The organism is Acinetobacter sp. NIPH 2100, assembly GCF_000369805.1.
GTDB lineage: Bacteria > Pseudomonadota > Gammaproteobacteria > Pseudomonadales > Moraxellaceae > Acinetobacter.
In genome coordinates this window covers 104,206-125,292 of record NZ_KB850224.1, presented here as the reverse complement: position 1 = coordinate 125,292, position 21,087 = coordinate 104,206, and the positions used below count along the sequence as shown (strand labels likewise).

The window sequence follows — 21,087 nt, the reverse complement described above, 5'->3', positions numbered from 1 at the left end:
ATAAATATGACTTCTTGGCGATATCTGTATAATGTGTTCACAACTCAAATCACATCACTATGAATTGAACAATATGACTCAACTGACTTGTTTTAAAGCCTACGATATTCGCGGCAAACTCGGTACAGAACTGAATGAAGAGATTGCCTATAACATTGGTCGTGCCTATGGGCAGATCTATCAACCCAAAACCGTAGTGATTGGCTGTGATATCCGTTTGAGTAGTGAAGGTTTAAAACAGGCAACCATTCGTGGTTTGAATGATGCAGGCATCAATGTGCTTGATTTGGGTATGACCGGTACAGAGGAAGTATATTTCGCTGCCTTCCATTTAGATGTACAAGGTGGTATTGAAGTGACTGCCAGCCACAATCCAATGGATTACAACGGGATGAAACTGGTGCGTGAAAATGCCCGTCCCATCAGTGCGGAAACAGGCTTAAAAGAAATTCAGGCACTAGCTGAATCAGGCCAGTTTGTAGAGGTGGCGCAAAAAGGTACAACGCAAAACTACAATATTTTGCCTGAGTTCGTGGATCACCTACTCACTTATATTGACCCACAAAAAATTAAACCACTCAAACTAGTGGTCAATGCAGGCAATGGTGCGGCAGGTCATGTGATTGATGCAATTGAACAAAAATTCCAGCAACTGAATATTCCAGTTGAGTTCATTAAAATCCACCATGAAGCTGATGGCAACTTCCCAAATGGTATTCCTAACCCGATCCTGATTGAGAATCGTGACAGCACTCGTGATGCAGTAATGCAACATCAAGCTGATATGGGCATAGCTTGGGATGGTGACTTTGACCGTTGCTTCCTGTTTGATGAAAAAGGTCAATTCATCGAAGGCTATTACATCGTTGGTTTATTGGCGCAAGCCTTCCTGATCAAACAATCAGGTGAGAAGATCGTGCATGATCCACGTCTGGTCTGGAATACCTTTGATATTGTCAATCAATATCAAGGTGTTGCGGTACAGTCAAAATCTGGGCATGCTTTCATTAAAGATGTGATGCGTGAACATAATGCAGTTTATGGCGGTGAAATGAGTGCGCATCATTATTTCCGTGATTTTGCCTATTGCGACAGCGGCATGATTCCATGGTTACTCACAATCACCCTGCTTTCTGAAACAGGTCAATCGCTTTCAACTTTAGTGGAAAACATGATTGCTAAGTTCCCATGTAGCGGTGAAATCAACTTTAAAGTGGCTGACACCCAAGCTACAGTACAAAAAATCTTTGATCATTATGCAGATCAAAATCCTCAGGTTGATCGCACCGACGGTGTCAGCCTCGATTTTGGTGCTTGGCGTCTGAATGTGCGTTCATCAAATACTGAGCCATTACTGCGCTTAAATATCGAAAGCCGTGCTGATAAAAATCCGCAGCCAATGCAGGATTATGTGGATGAATTGACTGCTTTGATTCAGGGCTAAAATATTCATGCAATAAAAAAGGAGCGCAAAGCTCCTTTTTTATTGGGATTCGATTCAGTTAAAGCCGTTTGGATTTTGCTTTTGCCAGTTCCAGCTGTCTGCCAACATATCTTCTAAGGTATATTGTGGCTGCCAACCGAGCTCGACTTTAGCTCGTGAAGCATCTGCATAAAATGCGGCTAAATCTCCTGCTCTCCGCTCAGCAAATTCTGTTGGAATCTCAATCCCATTCACTTTTTCAAAAGTGTCTTTAATTTGCAGAACTGAAATCGGAGTTCCAGTACCAATATTCCAAGCTCGACACCCTAGATTGTTTAAACGATTCGTTACTGCTAAAACATGAGCCTGAGCCAAATCCACCACATGAATAAAGTCTCGTTCACAAGTACCATCATTGGTTGGATAGTCATTGCCAAAAATCGACAGTTTTTCACGCCGCCCCACAGCCACCTGTGTGACATAAGGCATTAAATTATTTGGAATACCTTGAGGATCTTCTCCTATCTGTCCACTTTTATGTGCACCGACTGGATTAAAATAACGTAGCAAAGCAATCGACCATCTTGAGTCTGCAAGCGCCATTTTCTCTAACATCTGCTCAATAATCAGTTTGGTATAACCATAATTATTATTTGGCAAACTCAATGGCATCTCTTCCTGATAAGGAGATGGATTCAACTCACCGTACACCGTCGCGGATGAGCTAAACGCCAAGGTAAATACACCTGCTTTCTCCATTGATTTGAACAATTGAACACTACCCGCAATGTTGTGATCAAAATACACCAAAGGAATTTGCTGGCTCTCTCCTACAGCTTTTAGACCCGCAAAATGGATCACCGCATCAATCTGATGGTTGTAAAAAACCTGATCTAATTCGGCTTGATGACGAATATCACCCTGCACAAAGACTAAGCTTTTATTTGCCAGTTTTTCTACACGGCGTAAAGCTTCTTCCGAACTATTGGACAAATTATCAAATACAACCACGTCATGACCCGCATGGAGCAATTCTAAACAGGTATGCGAACCAATATAGCCAGCGCCACCGGTCACTAGAATTTTAGCCATTTGTCTTCCCTAACAATATTTTAAGCAGGCCTTGGGTTGATGCATCAAATGCAGATAAATCTTCTTGCTCACGATTTAAAATCGGTAATAACTGATTGGCAATTTCTTTACCTTTCTCAACACCCCATTGATCGAAGGGATTGATATTCCAGAGTACAGATTGCACAAACACTTTATGCTCATACATGGCAATCAACATCCCTAAGCTATAAGGATTGAGCTCTTTGAGTAAAATGGTTGAGCTCGGTTGATTGCCTTCATATTGCTTATATGCGGGCAAATCTTTAAGTTCATCAGCTGCTAGAGCCTGATTTCCAAAAGCCAATAAACGTGACTGAGCTAAACAATTCGATAAAGCCAGATGATGTTGCTCGACCAGTGCCTCTGCGCTTTCTGCATAGGTAAACTGGTTTGCGTTATAACGTTTTACTGGGGCAATAAAATCACAGCTTACTGAGTGCGTTCCTTGATGCAATAGCTGGTAGAAGGCGTGTTGGGCATTAGGTCCCACTTCTCCCCAAACAATTGGACACGTTGCTGACTTTACCTTCTCACCATTACGCTGAATCGATTTACCATTCGATTCCATTTCTAGCTGCTGCAAATAGGCCGCAAAATATTTAAGCCGCCCGTCATAAGGCAAGACTGCATGGGTTTGAATATCCAGAAAATTATTATTCCATGCACCTAATAAGCCCATCAACACCGGAATATTCTGTTGAAATGGCGCGGTTTGGAAGTGTTGATCAATGGCATAAGCGCCTGCTAACAATTGCTTAAAACCGTCAACCCCAATGGTCAGTGCAATCGGCAAACCAATACATGACCAAAGTGAATAACGACCACCCACCCAATCCCATAACAACAGCTGCTTATCTGGTGCAATCCCCCACTCTGTCATTTTTTCAGGTTTGGTCGAGACCCCAATAAAATGATTTTTTAGAATTTCCGCATTTGTACCCAAGGCCTTTTCCAACCATTGACGCACAGTTTGCGCATTTGAAAGCGTATCAATAGTGCCAAATGACTTGGAAGAAATAATAAATAAAGTCGTTTCAGGTCGAAGCTGATGTAGTAACTCAGATAACTGACTGCCATCCATAGTCGAAACGAAATGTACGTCCAGAGGTTTTGCCGTGGCGATCTTGAAATCAGACAAAGCATGGGTAACCATAACAGGTCCCAGATCAGATCCGCCAACCCCAATATTCACCACATCCTGAATGACTTCACCCGTTGCACCGCGGTATTGACCCGCATGAATTTTATCAACCAAGCTATACATGCGTTCAAGCTGCTGGTGCACAGCTTGATTAATCTCAGTAAAATCCGAATGAGATTGAGGTAGGCGTAATGCCCAATGCATCGCGGCCCGATGCTCGGTATAATTAATCTGTTCAGAAGAAAATAATGTCTTGATCCATTGTTTTAAATCTTGTGCCTGAGCCAAGTCAACCAAACTATTTAAAATATTCTGATCGAGGCGATGCTTACTAAAATCTAAAACAATCTGATCAAATTCAACCGAAAAATGTTTAAAGCGTGCAGGATCAGCTGCAAATAATTCTTTGAGATGGATATCTTTAATTTGCTTTTGCAAAGATGATAACTGCTCAAGTACTGATGCTGGCTCCTTAACGGTAAAGGGCTGAATCTGTTTTATCATCATTAACGCCCCACTCCCATATATGCAAAGCCTTGTAATTTTACATAGTCTGGGTCATAAATATTGCGACCATCCAAAATTAAAGGATGCGCCATCAGCTGTTCGAGTTGTTTGAATTCTGGGCTCCAGTATTGTTTCCATGCGGTTAATACACACAGACCATGCACATTTTTCACTGCATCATACTGATCATCACAGAGGACTAAATCATCACGCTGCCCATACATCTGTTGAATTTCATCCAAAGCCTGCGGATCATGTAGATGAACCGTCACCCCTTGAGCCCACAATGCTGCTAACATTTGATGAATAGGCGATTGCTGAATACTTGATGTATTTTCTTTAAAAGAGGCCCCCCAGATCGCGACTGATTTACCCTGTAAATCACCATGATAGTAATTCCAGAACTTACGAAATAGGATTTCTTTTTGTTGCTCATTGATGTCCCAAACTTGAGCAAGTAGCTGGCTTTTCACGCCTGTATTTGCAACTGTATTCGACAAGGTCAAGATATCATGAGAAAAGTTTTCACCGCCGAAACCTGCACCTGGCGCTAAATAAGCCGAGCCGATACGGCTATCAGCAGCCATACCCTGACGGACTGAAGCAATATCAATCCCGAGCTTCTCTGCCACAACAGCCAAATCATTAATGTAGCTGATCCGTGTCGCTAACATGCCAGAAATGCTGAGTTTGGTGAACTCAGCATCTAAAATTGGCATAAACAAATATTGTTGTTCCAAAGGGAAAAATGGTCGCAGCAATTCTTTCACTTTGCTTTGAACTGCAACTTGAGTGCATCCCACAATCAGTTGCTTAGCTTGGGTCAGACTATGTAAAGCATTCCCCTCTTGGATGGTATCTGGTAAATAAACCCAGTCATCCTCAGACAGGATTTGCTTAAAGTGCTCAGTACCCTGCAAACCAAAAGTGGATGCATTGATCATCAGCTTAGGATGAATGATTGGGCGTAGTTTCAACGACTGCAATAATTGAAAAACTTGCTGTTCTTGTGTTTGGTTAAAACTAAATAAGTAAGCATCAATATCTAAAGGAATACCCTCTAAATCTCGATAATTTAGAAAACCACTATTACGCTGTTTCTCTAATAAACGACTGACATTTTCATCATGAAATGCATATTGTTGATCAGCAGAATGATCATCGAGATGGGAACACCAATAAACAAAATGCCCAGATTCAGACAATAATGCAGACATCACGCCTGCATATAAAGTATTTCCAAAGATTGCAACTTTCATAACCACATGCCCTAAACTACAGGGCTAATTCTTGGATTAAGCCCTTAAAATCTGCGCCCAATTTTGGATGCTCAATACCATAGTGTAATACAGCCTTTAAATAGCCCAATTTACTACCACAGTCAAAAGTTTGCCCTTTCATTCTATACGCTTCAACAACTTCCGATTGTTGTAATGCTGCGATTGCATCAGTGAGCTGAATTTCATTGCCCGCGCCGCGTGGCGTATTTTCTAAAAGTGCCATGATTTGAGCAGGTAAAATATAACGCCCAACAACGGAAAGATTTGAAGGCGCTGTACCCACAGCAGGCTTTTCAACAATGCCTTGCATTTTGATACTTTCACCCTCATTCGGCGTAACTGCAACATCAACAATACCATATTGATCAACGAGATTGTCAGGCACCGCTTCAACCATAATTTGCGCAGCTTGCGACTGTTCAAAACGCTGGATCATGAGTGACAAATCGTTGTCACTGGTTTGGTTCTTGACCAGCACATCGGGTAATAACACTGCAAAGGCCTCATCACCCACAATGTCTTTTGCACATAGCACTGCATGTCCAAGTCCTAGCGGTTGTGGTTGACGCACACTCACAACACTGACATGCTTTGGTAAAATATCGGTAATTTCTTTGAGTAGATCAAATTTCTTTTTCTGCTCTAAAGTGGTTTCCAACTCAAAGTTGCGATCAAAGTAATTTTCAATCGACGCCTTAGATGAATGGGTGACCAAAATAATTTGTTCAATGCCAGCTTCAACTGCTTCACGCACTACATACTCAATCGCAGGGCGATCTACAACCGTCACCATTTCCTTCGGAATTGACTTACTTGCTGGTAAAAAACGTGTACCTAAACCTGCGACAGGTAAAATTGCTTTTTTGATCATTTCTTTCTCAGATTAATTAACTCTAACTTCACCGCTACGTTTATAGCCATCTACATAATGTTCAAGCTGGGTTAGGGCCCAGTCCACGTCATGATCGATAGCTGTCATTTGACTGATTTTACCAAATACGCACTCAATTTCATGTAATGGAAAATGTTTTTCAAACGAACGTAAGATACGGGTATGTTCAGTATATTCGGTATTATCCTGATCAATCAGCAATTCTTCATAAAGTTTTTCACCTGGACGCAAACCACTATAGGCAATCTCAATATCACCGTCCAGTGAGCCAGTTTCTCTCACTTTCAAACCGCTCAGCTTAATCATTTGACGTGCAAGGTCCTGAATTCGAACAGGCTCACCCATATCAAGCAAGAACACATCACCACCAGAACCTAATGCGCCCGCCTGGATCACCAATTGAGAGGCCTCAGGAATGGTCATAAAATAACGGGTTACATCAGGATGCGTCACGGTAATCGGTCCACCTTTTGCGATCTGTTGCTTAAATAATGGAACAACAGAGCCAGAAGAACCTAACACATTACCAAAACGCACAATACTGATTTGTGTAGCTGGTTTGGTTTCAGCTACAGCTTGGCAATAGAGCTCAGCCATACGTTTTGAGGCGCCCATCACATTGGTCGGTCTAACTGCTTTATCCGTTGAAATTAAAACAAAAGTTTCAACACCTTTTCCAACTGCAGCATTCAAACTATTTGCGGTACCAATGGCATTGTTTTTTAGCCCAGCAATCGGATTACATTCCACTAACGGGACATGCTTATAGGCTGCAGCGTGATAAACCGTTTGTATATGATATTGTTCAATAATACGTTCAAGCTTTTGCTGATCTTGTACAGTTCCTAAGATCGGCACAATCTCGCAGGTTGCGGTTTGTCTCAGCTCTTTATCAATATCATATAAAGCAAATTCTGTGAGCTCATACAGCACCAACATCTTTGGTTGATTCTTGATAATTTGTCGACATAGTTCTGAACCAATTGAACCACCCGCACCTGTCACCATCACTACTTTATTCTGGATGTTTTTAGCAATCAAATGTGAAATAGGAGGAATAGGATCACGTCCTAATAAATCAATAATATCAACTTCTTGTATATCTGAAACTTGTATTTCACCATCAACAAGACGGGTTAAACCCGGCAATTCTGTAATTTTTAAGCGCGCAATTTCAAACTGTTGAATAATTTCTGTTTTACGTACTCTCCCAACTGAAGGAAGTGCGAGTAAAATTTCTTCTATACGATCTTTCTTAAAGCGTTGCAGTGCCTTTTCAACAGAAAAAACCTTTAAGCCGCCAACGGTTTGCCCTTGTAATGATGCATAATCATCAATAAAGAAAACAGGTAAGTGGTCATCCGAACGATGTAACGCAGCTGCGATTTGCTGTCCAGCATCACCCGCTCCATAAATTGCAATTCTTTTTCGCCCAATCTCTGAGTAAAAAGATGCCTTAATGATAAAACGAATAACGGCGCGACTAATCCATACCCAAGCAAATACCATAAATCCATACATAAATGGAATCGACATTGGGATGTAAGCTGGCGTGAGAACATTCAAAATGTATAGTGCTATCATTGTCAGTGAAACAGCAATCGCTAATTTAACAATAAAGACTTCGTTAAATGTTCGAACAATAAAATGATAAACACCTGTTAAGGCCAAGCATAAGACTGTAATCAGGCTGACCAGCACAATCCCATGATCAATCCCAGGAATAACATCTGCGCCTAAATCAAATAAACGGATGACATAGCACAACCATAAAATCACGGGAAAAGCGAAAGCATCCAAAAAAATCAGAAAAATCTGTTTAAATAGCCTTGGTGCCGAGGCGAATTGATGAATAATCTTTTTCACAATGCTCTTCTAATCATCCATTTTACAGTTTGATCTTTATACGCATTTCTTATAGAACTAGAAATGACTTTTACATACTGATTACATAATCATAAAAGCAAGAGTTTGACCTTATATCACGCTCTTGCCGTTGTTTCTACACTTATTGAATCGTACTTTTCACGTTTTGAATGGCACAAATTGTTTTGGCTATACTATCTTGGCTTAATGTTGGATGTACCAAAAACATAAGACTGGTTTCACCGAGTTGTTGTGCATTCTGCAAACGCTGTTCAGGACGCCATACTGTCCCATCAAAGGCGTGCTCTAAATACACTTCTGAACATGAGCCACTAAAGCAAGGTACATTTTGCGCAATAATCTCTTGCATGATTCGGTCACGTGACCAACCTTCAGGTAAGGTAGCTAGATTCACCTGTACATAACACTTATAGTGAGCATGTACATAATCATTCGAAGGCAAGTGAACCGTAAAATAAGGAGAATCAGCAAAAGCTTTCAAAATGTGTTCAGCATTCTCCGTACGCTTTCTTGTCCACTCCGCCATACGTGTTAGCTGAATACGGCCAATTACTGCCTGCATTTCCATCATACGCCAGTTGGTTCCAAAAGAATCGTGTAGCCATCGGAAACCTGGCGGATGTTGCTTGTTATAAACGCTGTCGTAACTTTTACCATGATCTTTATAAGACCACATTTTTTTCCAAAGGCTCTCATCATTGGTGGTGACCATACCGCCCTCACCACCCGTGGTCATAATTTTATCTTGGCAGAAAGACCAAGCCGAAATATGCCCAATTGAACCCGCTGGTTTACCTTTATATTGTGCACCATGCGCTTGCGCACAGTCTTCAATCACATACAGCCCTTTCTCGTTAGCAAGCTGCATAATTGGATCCATATCACACATCCAACCTGCCAAATGCACACAAATAATCGCTTTGGTTTTTGGAGTCAGTACCGCTTCAATGGTACGACGTGAAATATTCTGAGAATCCAGCTCAACATCAGCAAAAATAGGATTAGCCCCAGCCGTTACAATTGAACTTGCAGAAGCGAGGAAGGTGCGTGAGGTGACAATCACATCATCACCAGCCCCTATTCCCAAAGCTTTTAAAGCCACATCTAGGGCAACTGTACCGTTGGTTAAAGCCACTGCATATTGAGTGCCCGCAAATGTTGCGAACTCTTTTTCAAACTCTCGGCATTCTTGCCCTGTCCAGTAATTTACTTTATTTGAAAGTAATACATCTTTAACCGCGTCTGCTTCTTCTTGCGTAAAACTTGGCCATGGTTCGAATGCTGTGTTCAACATTGTAATTTCCTGATCTATAAAATAATACGGCTTACTTCTTTTCTAAAATTCTTGCTGGGTTACCAATTACAGTTACGCCTGCTGGCACACTCTTAGTTACAACTGCACCCATTCCAACTACAGCACCTTTACCAATCACCAATGGCTTGTCTGGTGTTCCTTGTTTGATCACTGCACCTGTACCAATATAGGCATGGTCCTCAATATGAATATTACCATTACATTTCACCCCTGGTGCAAAGGTAACGTAATCACCAATCACACAGTCATGGGCAACGTAACTATAGATATTAGCGTGGAAAAACTTGCCAATTTTAATATTTGAGGTCAAACAAGTGAATGGGCAAAGTAGACTCCCTTCACCGATCTCTACCTCATCTAAAACCACTGTATTGTCTGCTTGTATCGCTAAATGTTGAACTCCATCCTCATTTAGACGCACGACTAGTTTTTCACGAACAATACTGTTAGCGATCGCAATCGTTACAGCCTTATGTATAGCAGTGTTATTAATAAAATCTTTGTAGGTTAAAACAGAATAACCATTCAGGCTTCCACCTGCTTGGCCATCATCAATAAAAACAAATTGTTCTTTTTTCAAAGTTGGAAATTTTTGGCGGACTAATGGCATCACTTCTTTACCAAAACCACTCGCACCGTAAACACCAATAAATTCTGTCACTTATTTAACTCCTTATTATTTGTTCCTGTAAATTTACTCATCGTCGCTTCTCCAGTTTCACTGATATCATCTTTAGCAATGACCTTCTTCACTGTCTGCAACATAATTTTAAAATCTAACCAAAGCGATCTGTTTTCCACATACCAGGTATCAAGTTTAAATTTTTGTTCCCAACTAATCGCATTACGCCCATTGACCTGCGCGTGCCCAGTCATACCTGGACGTACATCATGACGTTTGGCTTGTTCTTTGTTGTATAGAGGTAGATATTCCATCAGTAATGGACGTGGACCTACAACACTCATATCCCCTTTAATCACATTCCAAAGCTCAGGCATTTCATCCAGACTGGTTGAACGTAACATTTTGCCAAAAGCTGTTAAACGCTCACTATCTGGTAAGGGATTGCCCTGTTCATCCAGTGCATCCTTCATGGTACGAAACTTAATCATTTCAAACGGTTTACCATGCAAACCTGGACGAACCTGACGAAACAAGACTGGCGAGCCTAGGTTCTTTTTTACTTTATGAGCCACATAAAAATATAAGGGTGAAAGTAATACCAAAGCAATTGAAGCAATAACGATATCCAGTAAACGTTTAAGCATATTACGCTCCTGCAACCCAATCAGAAAACTTCTGCGAAAGAATAGAACGATTAAACTGTTCTCTGGCAACCTGCTGACCATTTCTGCCCATTTCAATCAGTTTTTCGCGCTGATTTGCTGCCTGTTCCAAGGCATCAGCAAACGCTTGAGGATTCTCTGGGGGTACAGCAAAACCACATTGTTCTTTAGTAATTAACTCTGCTAACCAACCCGGATAATTATTTAAAACCGGCAAGCCTGCTGAAATATAATCAAAGAATTTATTCGGTGACGTTCCATAATAAAAGGCTGGAACATTGGCTAAAATTTGTAAACCAATATCTGCACTGGCCATAAGACCTGCTAACTTTGCTTTATTAACAGGATCATGAAAAATCACATTATCCAATTGAAACTCGGCCGCTCGTTCAAGCAATGCTTTTTTCTGCATGCCATCCCCAACCAGAACCAATTTAATGTCCGTTCTTTGACGTTTTTTCAATTCAACTGCTGCGTCTAACACGGCATTAAGACCATTGGCCAAGCCATGTGTCCCAGTAAAAATTGCCATAAGGTCTGTTGGTTGAACGCCCTCAGGTCGCCATGCTTGATGTTCAGATGCAAAAATATCTAAATCACAACCATTTGGAATAGAGGCTACTTTTTCAGGGGCAATCCCTCGTTTAATAATGCCGTCCACAATACCTGGAGACAATCCCACTAAACGATCAGCTGAATGATAAGAGGTCCACTCAAGCACAGACATCATCCATAAAACAATTGGGTTTTTGATCACCCCCATCGCTTTAGGCAACTCTGGCCATAGATCCCTGACTTCGAAAACAAAGGGTTTACGTCGAAACCACTTGGCAAAAATACCTGGGATACCAGCCGTTAATGGAGTCGTTGTCGCAAATACAACATCGTACTGTTCAGTCAAAGCAACTTTAATCGATTTAAAAGCAAAACTTAAAAAAATTAAAATACGCTTGAGAAAAGAAAGCGCATTTGAATAAGGCAATTCAAATTCTATGATATCGATGCCATCGACCATACCACGGCGCATTCCTTTATTAAAAGGCTGGGTTAAACCCGTTTGACCTGCACCAAAAGAACCACAAACCATCGTCACCTGATGGCCATTACGAATGAGCGATTGAGCCATAGCATAGGAACGGATTCCTGCTGACCCTTTAGGTGTCGAAAAATGCTGATGGAAATATAAAATTTTCATGTTAAATCTTTAATTACAGTAAAAATTGTAGTCGCTTGTATAGCAATCACTTCTAGAACAGGCACTTTGCTCTTTTGATAGTAGTACCTAGACTCCTCTCCTTCACTCCAACGAAGAGTTATCGGATGCTCAGCCTCTAAAATAATCTCTATTTGACCATTACTTAGAACATTGTTCTCAAGAGTCCAATGATCTGGCTGTAAACGCCAACGTAAGACCGCTTGTTGCTGAAAACCAGAGATATTATCTGCTATTTTAATTGCATTATCTGTTAATGAAATTTTACGGTGGTGGGTACACCCCCAATGATCTTGATAGGCACAACCAAACTCATCACTGCTATACGTTAATTCTTTTGGTGTCAGCCATGCACCGAATAAAAAGCGACTTAAACGCGGCATTTGTTGATGTTGATCAAACTCAACAGTATTGTGACTGGCAACGCCAGAAAAGTAATTTAAATCTTCTACGGTGGAATTATAACTATAAGTTCCGCCATCACGTACAAGGTTTTGTCCTTTAAACCAAACATCCAGATGCAAAGCATCACATTGACTTGGACGAAATTTGAATTTCGGCAATTTGAGTGCAATAAAGAAATTATTATTTTGAGAACTAATCAAACCGCTTTCATTAAAAAATTGATTTCGCGAAGGCAGCTCAAAGTTTTCTTGCTTCACTTTTTGTATTTGAAAGAACGTTAGACTTTCATCATATGAATCTGGTTCTGGATAATAACTGTGTTGATGGAATAAGGTACTTGCCAACTGAACTGTTGGTCTAAAATCACGATAATCCGTTTGGCTTACAGGAATCAGTCGCGCACCATCATTGGCACCTAAATTAGGCACATCCCCATCAGCTTGGGTTAATACATATAACCAGTCTGTCGCTTTCTGCAATTGACGGTATAGTTGTCCTGAAAAAGGCTTCAATTCGAATTTTTGGCGGACGATTTCAGCTAAGCAATAAGAATCCAGCATCACGCGATGGTAATTAATCGAATATTGACTAAAACCACCATCTTGCATAATGAGCTTGCTTGCACGGTTCAGCAACCATTTCTCACCCAATGCCTGCCATTGCTGATATTGAGGCTTAGGTTTCCAAAGATTTAGAACAGCCCCACCGATATACAATGCCGCTGCCTCAGATGTCCCATGATTATTATCCTGAGCAATGGCATAATCAATTGTAGGTTCAATACGCTTTAAATGTGCCTCGATAAATGCACAGACATTGTCATGCGGATGCTGCTCTTGCTCTAAACCGATGAGTGCAGTAATGATATGCATGACACGGATGGATGCTTCCTGCCCACATTTCCAATTCGGCCCAAAATAAGCAGGGTTCTTCTCACACCAATCATTCAACCATAAATCAAGCTGAACCAATGCTTGCCCATCTCTCACTTGACGCTCGTGTAGCACAAGGTCTATTAGCCAGTCAAAACGAGAAGCCTCCCAGATGCCTTTAATATCACCAACATTCCCATCAAAATCTGGAATTTGATACCATGCCTTCTCTGTATTTTGAAAGGTATGTTGGGTTAAAGGGCTATAGAACCAATTCGGCAGCTGTCCAGCCACTGGATACTTGAGGTATCCAAAGGCTGTTAACGTTGAGTTTACTGGCACATTCATTGTGCCAGTGGGTGCACTCTGACTAAAGAAGTAACCCGCTGGCAATTGTGCAGACAGCTTTTGTACAGGGTTTAAACCTGTTTTTACGCCCACACGATATTTAAACACTCTGAACAAATTAAACAACCCTAATGCAAGCGCTGTTTGACCTTTCATGACTAAACTCATGTTTGTGCTCTTAAAATTTCGGCAACCTGAATGGTCACTCTAGCAACTTCAAAAATTTCATCTGCTGGAATCGGTGCTTCTTTTCCATCTCGGATACTGTCAACAAAAACAGCAGCGCAAGCATCTTGACCTTTATCTTGTCGCCAAAGATTCATTTTATTAAATCCAGGCCAGCCAAATGCTTTTAGCTTTCTGAAATTATCTAATTGTAATACTCGACCTGCTGTAAAGACTTCTACACGCTCTTTAGGGAAGCTTGAGGCGCCATTTGCTAAGTAGAAAATGGTGCCAAATGACCCATCTTCAAAACCAAGCGTAATTGAAGCCTTATCTTCTAGAACCTGTACTGCATCAGTTTCGCCCATACGTCGAGCCTGAATAGAAACAATTTTTGAACCTGCCAAGAAGCGCATCAAGTCGATAAAGTGGCATGCTTCTCCAATAATACGCCCACCACCAACAGCATTATCTTGTGTCCAATGATCTGCTGGTATCGCACCTGCATTCATGGTCATGATAAAGCTTTTCGGCTCTTTCACTGTATCCAGCAAAGTTTTCATTTTTTGCACTTGTGGGGAGAAACGACGGTTGAAGCCGACCATGACTCGTGCATATTGATTATTCTGGATATTTTGATTGTAGACCGTTTCAATTTTTTCAATTTCTTCGACAGTCAGAGCCAATGGCTTTTCAACAAAAACATTCTTACCTGCCGTTAAAACTCTTTCTACAAAGTATGCATGGCTATTATGGCGGGTCGCGATCGCGACGGTATTGATATCTTTATTATTTAATAAACCATCCAGATCTGTCGAAGCTTCGGCAAATCCTGTTTTTTCTCCATGAATAACCCCATTAATGCCGCCAGAGGTTACGATAGTATGTAATTGAGAAGATGCTTTTTTGAAAGCTGGTATCAACACACGTGAAGCATAGTTACCTGCCCCGATAAAACCAACCACAGCATTTTTTGGCTCAATAGAAATGGGACGTAATACCACTCGCTTTTCTAAACGGGTTTCGACTGGGGAGTTATATTTAAGTAATAAACCCAAACCTGATTTATCTTCTGTCAACGCATTATAAGCGCTTGGCGCATCTTCAAATTCAAATCGCTGCGTAATTAATGGTTCTACATTTAAGGTACCCGCAGCCATCATATCCAAAACGGCAACAAAGTTACGTTGCTCAGTCCAGCGAACAAAGCTAAGTGGATAGTCATTACCCTTGTCTTCATATCCAGTATCATAACGACCTGGACCATATGAACAAGAAACTTGGAAACTGAGTTCTTTTTCATAAAAATCTGCGCGGTTTAACTCTAAGCCTGTTACACCGACTAGAATAATACGACCACGTTTTCGACTCATTCGTGCTGCTTGAATAACAGGATCACTGACCTTGGTTGACGCGGTAATAATGACACCATCTACACCCACACCACGACTAAATGCCAGACCCACAGCAACTGGATCTTCACCTTTACCAGGATTACAGATCTCTGCACCGAATTGTTTTGCCAAATCTAATTTACTTTGATCAAAGTCAATGGCGAGAACTCGACAGCCGTTTGCTCTTAGCATCTGGATGGTGAGTAGACCAATAAGACCCGCACCTGTCACGACAAAGCTTTCACCCAAAGTCGGTTGAGCAAGACGGATACCTTGCAAGCCAATACTTGCTACGACAGCAAAAGAAGCAGATTCATCACTGACATTATCTGGAATTTTTGCACAAAGGTTTTTAGGTACTTTTACCATATCAGCATGGGGGCCATTTGACACAACACGATCGCCAACTTGGAAATCATCTACATTAGCACCTACTTCATGCACGATACCCACATTGCAATAACCTAATGCAAGTGGTTGGGCCAACTTAGACTTTACAGCATCGTAAGTTGTTAAGAGACCATCTGTTTGTACTTTTTCCAGTACCATTTTCACTTTTTCAGGTTGCTGGCGTGCTTTATCAATTAGAGACGCCTTACCAAAACCAACTAACATACGTTCTGTACCAGCAGAAATAAGCGAAGTTGTTGTGGAAATCAGTAAATGACCTTTTGAACATTGTGGTACTGGAGCTTCGGTCACAGTCGTACCACCATTTGCCATATCTTGAAGAATTTGTTTCATAAATTACCTTAATCTTTTACTGTGCCTGAAGAAAGTCTATAGAGTCTTAACTGGTCTAAATAGCCGTTTGATAAAAAAGCCCAAAAAAACAATGCAATGGGAAAACTATTATGTAGTAAAGTAACTTCAAAGAATTCACGGAATAAAAGAGCTACAAATAATAAAAAGGAAAAATAATATCCTTTTTTAAATAGTCTAATAATAGAAAATATACTAGCCATGGCAAATAGAAATAGGCCAACAATGCCATAAGAGGAAATAATATATACATAGCCGGAGTGGGCACTTAATTTACTACCAATTATTGCCTCGTAATCAGTTCCTCCTCCCAGTCCAATTATATAGTTAGAAAAACTCATATTCGAAAAAATGAGATCCCAAATTTCAAAACGGCCTGACTCTAGACGTTTACCTGTTTTATCAATAACCAGTTGGGCAAAATCATCAGAGTTTAAATAGTCATAGAGCCCAGATTTAAAGAATAAAATAGCTAGTACAGTAAATCCAATGAGAGATAGGATTCTTAATGAAGTCCGTAAATTAAATATCTTAAATAATAAATATCCGACCACTAAACCTAATATTGCTGAGCGCGTTCCAGATAAAACAATAAAAACCAAGCATAGCAAAGAAAAAAGATAATATATTTTGGTTTGTTTTGAAAAAAAGACAACAAGGAAAATTAGACCACATACACCGATATAATTGCTATTACCAAAAATAGGAGTTATAAAAAAATGTACAAAAGCCATTAATAAATAAAAGAAAGCACCTATTAATATTGCTTTATCCACCTTAAAGCTAAAATTTAAATTCCTCAAAACAAAGGTACTTAGAAAAAGTAATATTGTTTGCAGCAACAACCCCAAACCATAAAAATTTTTGGCACGAACACCTACCCAAAATACTAATAAAAGAAAGAAAAATAGAGATTTTTCTAGTTTTACAACTAAGCCTCCTTTAAACAAATAACATAAAACAAGAAAACCTGCTAATGAATATGTCATCCCTCTTGCTAGCATAACAATAGGTTCATAATCTAAGCCAACTAATGTTATTGCAATAGTTAGAAAACTTAATATCAGTAGAACTATAACATTTGACGAACTATAGAAATTTTTTTGATAGCTCATAGAATTCCTGATCCGAATTTAACTCATAAGTGTGGACACCTGAGTATCTTTTACAAACATTTGAGGCAATTACTGGTATACCAAACTCTACAGCATCAGCACATGCTATTCCGAAACTATCTTCTAAGGTTGGTCTTAAATACAGATTTGATTTAGAAAGGTAAAAATTAAAAATATCTTCATCTTTATCGAAGAAAACCACTATCCTAGGATGGTTAAGCTTTAAAAGCTCATCCTTCAGCTCACCTTCGCCATATAGAAAAAGAAATAAAAAAAGGTTCTGATTTCTAGTAACTAGATCAATCAGTAAATGATGCTGATATAAGGGCCTAGGAAAACCCGAACCCACCAGTATTTTATAACCTTCATTAATTTTATCTAACAGAACTTCTTTTTCAACATTTTCAATGTCAACAAGAGTTGCAGGAACATAAGAAGTTTCTTGAATTATATTGAGATCTGACTTAAACCTCCTATAAAACTCCTCTTGCCTCTGATTCAAAGCATATATTCTATCAAACTTCATTAGAATAATTTTGGTTATAAACCTCGGCAATTTGCTTGATAAATGACCATGATGTAGCATCAAAGACCATTCATTATTCATTTTTGGCAGAAAGATAAAAAATGCCAGACTATTCCCAGAGGAAAAATTAAAGAAGAAATCCTTATTTCTATATTTTAACTGGGCTAAAAAAACCAGAAAAACAGCGATAATTTTATTTTTAGCTAACTTATAATGACCAGAAAAATTCTTAGGAATTCTTTTATCTTCACTTGGATACAAGTCCAATAGCATTACAACATATTGAGAGTAAGCCTTAATTAATCTACTCAAAAAAGTAGTTACTCCACCAATTGGATTTGGTATTCCACCGATAATGATCGTTTCTTTATTAATTTTCATAGGCACCCCTCATTTCTCTTCCAAACTTGAATGAAGACTGAAAATTTTATAAAAAATCATCAGATAGACACACAACATAATTAAAATATATATTGTTAGGAAAATAACAAAATCAAATTTAAAAATATAAATTAATACTGGAAGTATAATCACTAACAGGAAAAACCTAACTCCTTCGTACAACAAAGAAATGTTCACTTTATTCCACAATGGTAAAAGTGTTGTGAAAGGTTGTAAAAGGCTGTCAAAAACAAAATAAAACACTAACGGCAACAGCAAATAAGCGTAAGGTGACCACTGGCTTCCTAGAACTAAAAGTGTTAACTCATCTTTAAAGAAATAAGTTATTAGTAGTAGGACAGATAAAACACCTAAAAAGAGAAAAAAACGGGTTAGAGAAAATACTTTAGAAAAAGCGTGATAAAATTTTTCTCTGGAAGAAAATTCCCCATTGAAATATATAAGTAAATTTCGTCTTACAACACTTAGAGGTGCACTAATCATTTGAGAAAATACGAAATATGCTCCTATGATTTTTTTATCATAGAACATTCCACCAACAAACACCGGAATAAGGGGTGTACTATACTGCATGAAACTTATTAAAGAGTTTTTTCCAGCTTCAAAAATATTTTCCTTATAACATTTATGAAGAGATGCTAAATCAACCTCAACCCATTTATTTTTTAAGAGAAAACCAAGCCCCATTAAACCTAATAAAAATTGAGACCCACCATATGCCCACAACAACCCTTTTAATTCATATGAGGAAGCGTAAGCTAAAATAGCAATAACAAATACAGTTATTACCTGAATAAATCTCAAAGTTATAAAGTAATTATATTTCTTTTGCGCCACAAAAAATTGGGTGAGATTATTAAAAAGACTAAAACCAAAACCAAATAAAAATAAAATCAATAAGTTATAGTTCAACAATTGAAAGAAATATTGGATAACAAAGAAAATCAACAAGATGATTAAATTTAAAAAAAGACTCAAAATATTAGATAAAAAATATGCTCCAACTTTATCCGATATACTTTCTTTTAATAAAATATAATCAAAACGCAATCCCCCTATAATTGCCATTATTGAACCAAAGCTTGCATAAAATGCAAGCTCACCAAAATCATCCACCAAATAAATACGAGAAAAAACTAAAGTCGACAGCAACATCAATACCTGAACAAGAATTCCACTGCTCATCAACTTTATAAAAATTCTCATCTACTAGTCCTTTCCTTAATTTTTTTCAAAGGAAGACCAGCATATACACCGTAATTATCTGTTGTTTTGCTTTTGACTATAGAGCTGGCGCCAATCACACATCCTTTATTAATGACAGTATTGAGTAAAATCATACTATTTTTACCAATCCACACATCATCCTTTATTTCTATTTCACCAACCTCCAAACCTTGCTGTGATATTAACTCTTCAGAATTTAAGTAATTATGCTGCGAGTCTCTAATTGAAACTCCTTCAGCAATAAGTACATTATTCCCTATTCTTACTTTATTGGATACGGCAATATTTATTGTGTTCGTTAGTTTAAGATTATCTCCAATTTCGAGCACACCACCTGGTGGTATATCAAATTGTATAAAAGAGCCTATATCACATTTTTTACCAAACTTAATACCTTTATGCGGTGGGTATTTGAAAATGACACTTTTCCCAACTTTAGGAATTCCTTTACAGATCCCGCCACATAAATTAATTAACAAAAATAATTTTAGACCACGATAGTAATCACCTAGTCTAAAAAAAAATTTGAATAGGCTATACATTTATAAAATGCCTTTCGTATCGACTACATAAGAAAAAGAGAAGTTCATATCTTTAAACTGTCTATGATCAACCAAAATCAGATGGATATCTGCTTGTTGATGTTCTTCAAGAGCAATCAATTTAATATTTGAAGGGAGCTTGGCAGGAAGTTCATGAATATTCGGTTCTATTGCAAGAATATTTAAACCTTGTTCAGCCAATTTTTTCGTGATTTCAAGTGCTGGGCTCTCACGTAGATCATCAATATCAGGTTTAAAAGCCAAACCATAGCAAGCGATCGTGACATCTTGAATCGTCTTATTTGGATTTGCTTGTAAGAAATCCGCAATTTTAATTTTAACCTGATCAATCACCCATTCAGGTTTGGCATCATTCACTTCACGTGCAGTACGAATCAAACGAGCTTGTTCTGGTGTCTTTGCCACAATAAACCAAGGATCAACCGCAATACAGTGACCACCGACCCCAGGTCCTGGCTGTAAAATATTGACGCGCGGGTGACGATTCGCCAGTGAAATCAACTCCCAAACATTGATATCTAACTTGTCACAAATAACTGAAAGCTCATTTGCGAAAGCAATATTGACGTCACGGAAAGAGTTCTCTGTCAATTTGCACATTTCTGCGGTACGAGCATTGGTTTCAATACATGCACCTTTTACAAAAATTTTGTATAAATCACATGCTGCTTTTGAACAACGTGGTGTCATTCCACCAATAATACGGTCATTACTGATCAATTCTTGTAAAACTTTACCTGGCAACACACGTTCTGGGCAGTGCGCGACTAAAATATCAGCCTCTTCACCCTTTTGTTGCGGGAAGCTCAGATCTGGACGTGCTTCGCTCAACCAAGCTGACATTTGCTCAGTTGCCTCTACAGGCGATGTCGACTCTAAAATAACCAAATTACCTGGCTTTAAAAAAGGTGCTAAAGCCTTAGCAGCAGATTCAATATATTTTAGATCTGGCTGATAATCATCTTTAAAAGGTGTTGGAACTGCAACAATATAAGCATCTGCTTCAGTCGGCGCCAATTGAGCAGACAATTTACCCTGAGCAACGACATCACGGACCAAAGCATCTAAATCAGGTTCAACAATATGAACTTTACCTTGATTAATCATATCTACCGCATGTTGATTCACATCAACACCCGTCACTTTTACCCCATGTGCAGCAAATGTCGCAGCTGTTGGTAAACCAATATAACCTAACCCTATAACGCAGATATGCTTGAATGAATTGCTCATACTCTATACTTTTAAAT

Annotated in this window: 17 protein-coding genes; 1 reads left to right on the top strand and 16 read right to left on the bottom strand. The window is 39.1% G+C overall.

What is annotated here, in order from left to right:
* Nucleotides 1-73 precede the first annotated feature (73 nt).
* Complete coding sequence (locus F887_RS17300; RefSeq protein WP_032863039.1) at nt 74-1,444, top strand: phosphohexomutase domain-containing protein; 1,371 nt, start codon at nt 74-76, stop codon at nt 1,442-1,444.
* 54 nt (nt 1,445-1,498) lie between these two features.
* Here the strand turns inward: F887_RS17300 and galE are convergent, their stop codons facing one another.
* The 16 genes from galE to wecC all read right to left on the bottom strand — a co-directional run bounded on the left by galE (nt 1,499) and on the right by wecC (nt 21,070).
* A complete protein-coding gene (gene galE, locus F887_RS17305) occupies nt 1,499-2,515 on the bottom strand; it encodes a UDP-glucose 4-epimerase GalE (RefSeq protein ID WP_005290856.1) in 1,017 nt (338 codons plus the stop codon).
* Nucleotides 2,508-4,181: a glucose-6-phosphate isomerase gene (pgi, locus tag F887_RS17310; RefSeq protein ID WP_171067416.1), complete on the bottom strand. Its 1,674-nt coding sequence runs from the start codon at nt 4,179-4,181 to the stop codon at nt 2,508-2,510. Before pgi ends, galE begins: the two co-directional genes overlap by 8 nt.
* Nucleotides 4,182-4,183: 2 nt before the next feature.
* Nucleotides 4,184-5,443 (bottom strand): nucleotide sugar dehydrogenase, encoded by a 1,260-nt coding sequence (locus F887_RS17315; RefSeq protein ID WP_005290849.1) that lies wholly within the window; start codon nt 5,441-5,443, stop codon nt 4,184-4,186.
* A gap of 16 nt (nt 5,444-5,459) precedes the next feature.
* A complete protein-coding gene (gene galU, locus F887_RS17320) occupies nt 5,460-6,335 on the bottom strand; it encodes a UTP--glucose-1-phosphate uridylyltransferase GalU (RefSeq protein ID WP_005290845.1) in 876 nt (291 codons plus the stop codon).
* A 12-nt stretch (nt 6,336-6,347) separates the two neighbouring features.
* Nucleotides 6,348-8,222 carry a polysaccharide biosynthesis protein gene (locus F887_RS17325; protein WP_005290842.1) on the bottom strand — a complete coding sequence of 625 codons (1,875 nt, stop codon included), beginning with the start codon at nt 8,220-8,222 and terminating at the stop codon, nt 6,348-6,350.
* Nucleotides 8,223-8,364: 142 nt separating this feature from the next.
* Complete coding sequence (locus tag F887_RS17330; protein WP_005290839.1) at nt 8,365-9,537, bottom strand: DegT/DnrJ/EryC1/StrS family aminotransferase; 1,173 nt, start codon at nt 9,535-9,537, stop codon at nt 8,365-8,367.
* Between the two features lie 31 nt (nt 9,538-9,568).
* Nucleotides 9,569-10,219, bottom strand: a complete 651-nt coding sequence (locus F887_RS17335) for a NeuD/PglB/VioB family sugar acetyltransferase (protein WP_005290835.1) — start codon at nt 10,217-10,219, stop codon at nt 9,569-9,571.
* Nucleotides 10,216-10,827: a sugar transferase gene (locus tag F887_RS17340; RefSeq protein ID WP_005290832.1), complete on the bottom strand. Its 612-nt coding sequence runs from the start codon at nt 10,825-10,827 to the stop codon at nt 10,216-10,218. Before F887_RS17340 ends, F887_RS17335 begins: the two co-directional genes overlap by 4 nt.
* Before the next feature lies 1 nt (nt 10,828).
* Entirely contained in the window at nt 10,829-12,040 is a 1,212-nt protein-coding gene (locus F887_RS17345; RefSeq protein ID WP_005290829.1) for a glycosyltransferase family 4 protein, read from the bottom strand.
* Nucleotides 12,037-13,851 (bottom strand): heparinase II/III domain-containing protein, encoded by a 1,815-nt coding sequence (locus tag F887_RS17350; protein WP_005290828.1) that lies wholly within the window; start codon nt 13,849-13,851, stop codon nt 12,037-12,039. The genes F887_RS17345 and F887_RS17350 overlap by 4 nt, the downstream gene beginning before the upstream one ends.
* Nucleotides 13,848-15,986, bottom strand: coding sequence for a bi-domain-containing oxidoreductase (locus F887_RS17355; RefSeq protein WP_005290825.1), 2,139 nt, complete (start codon nt 15,984-15,986; stop codon nt 13,848-13,850). Before F887_RS17355 ends, F887_RS17350 begins: the two co-directional genes overlap by 4 nt.
* Before the next feature lie 8 nt (nt 15,987-15,994).
* Nucleotides 15,995-17,119: an O-antigen ligase family protein gene (locus F887_RS17360; RefSeq protein ID WP_005290820.1), complete on the bottom strand. Its 1,125-nt coding sequence runs from the start codon at nt 17,117-17,119 to the stop codon at nt 15,995-15,997.
* Nucleotides 17,094-18,026 (bottom strand): glycosyltransferase, encoded by a 933-nt coding sequence (locus F887_RS17365; RefSeq protein ID WP_005290816.1) that lies wholly within the window; start codon nt 18,024-18,026, stop codon nt 17,094-17,096. Before F887_RS17365 ends, F887_RS17360 begins: the two co-directional genes overlap by 26 nt.
* A gap of 9 nt (nt 18,027-18,035) precedes the next feature.
* Nucleotides 18,036-19,253: a polysaccharide biosynthesis protein gene (locus F887_RS17370; RefSeq protein ID WP_005290813.1), complete on the bottom strand. Its 1,218-nt coding sequence runs from the start codon at nt 19,251-19,253 to the stop codon at nt 18,036-18,038.
* Entirely contained in the window at nt 19,250-19,816 is a 567-nt protein-coding gene (locus F887_RS17375) for an acyltransferase (protein ID WP_005290810.1), read from the bottom strand. Before F887_RS17375 ends, F887_RS17370 begins: the two co-directional genes overlap by 4 nt.
* Nucleotides 19,817-21,070 (bottom strand): UDP-N-acetyl-D-mannosamine dehydrogenase, encoded by a 1,254-nt coding sequence (wecC, locus tag F887_RS17380; RefSeq protein ID WP_005290807.1) that lies wholly within the window; start codon nt 21,068-21,070, stop codon nt 19,817-19,819.
* Nucleotides 21,071-21,087: the final 17 nt, after the last annotated feature.

What these genes read in the sequence shown, in the direction of transcription:
- F887_RS17300 (WP_032863039.1), top strand. Translation starts at nt 74, where the DNA reads ATGACTCAACTGACTTGTTTTAAAGCCTACGATATTCGCGGCAAACTC.
- galE (WP_005290856.1), bottom strand. Translation starts at nt 2,515, where the DNA reads ATGGCTAAAATTCTAGTGACCGGTGGCGCTGGCTATATTGGTTCGCAT.
- pgi (WP_171067416.1), bottom strand. Translation starts at nt 4,181, where the DNA reads ATGATAAAACAGATTCAGCCCTTTACCGTTAAGGAGCCAGCATCAGTA.
- F887_RS17315 (WP_005290849.1), bottom strand. Translation starts at nt 5,443, where the DNA reads ATGAAAGTTGCAATCTTTGGAAATACTTTATATGCAGGCGTGATGTCT.
- galU (WP_005290845.1), bottom strand. Translation starts at nt 6,335, where the DNA reads ATGATCAAAAAAGCAATTTTACCTGTCGCAGGTTTAGGTACACGTTTT.
- F887_RS17330 (WP_005290839.1), bottom strand. Translation starts at nt 9,537, where the DNA reads ATGTTGAACACAGCATTCGAACCATGGCCAAGTTTTACGCAAGAAGAA.
- F887_RS17340 (WP_005290832.1), bottom strand. Translation starts at nt 10,827, where the DNA reads ATGCTTAAACGTTTACTGGATATCGTTATTGCTTCAATTGCTTTGGTA.
- F887_RS17345 (WP_005290829.1), bottom strand. Translation starts at nt 12,040, where the DNA reads ATGAAAATTTTATATTTCCATCAGCATTTTTCGACACCTAAAGGGTCA.
- F887_RS17350 (WP_005290828.1), bottom strand. Translation starts at nt 13,851, where the DNA reads ATGAGTTTAGTCATGAAAGGTCAAACAGCGCTTGCATTAGGGTTGTTT.
- F887_RS17355 (WP_005290825.1), bottom strand. Translation starts at nt 15,986, where the DNA reads ATGAAACAAATTCTTCAAGATATGGCAAATGGTGGTACGACTGTGACC.
- F887_RS17360 (WP_005290820.1), bottom strand. Translation starts at nt 17,119, where the DNA reads ATGAGCTATCAAAAAAATTTCTATAGTTCGTCAAATGTTATAGTTCTA.
- F887_RS17365 (WP_005290816.1), bottom strand. Translation starts at nt 18,026, where the DNA reads ATGAAAATTAATAAAGAAACGATCATTATCGGTGGAATACCAAATCCA.
- F887_RS17370 (WP_005290813.1), bottom strand. Translation starts at nt 19,253, where the DNA reads ATGAGAATTTTTATAAAGTTGATGAGCAGTGGAATTCTTGTTCAGGTA.
- F887_RS17375 (WP_005290810.1), bottom strand. Translation starts at nt 19,816, where the DNA reads ATGTATAGCCTATTCAAATTTTTTTTTAGACTAGGTGATTACTATCGT.
- wecC (WP_005290807.1), bottom strand. Translation starts at nt 21,070, where the DNA reads ATGAGCAATTCATTCAAGCATATCTGCGTTATAGGGTTAGGTTATATT.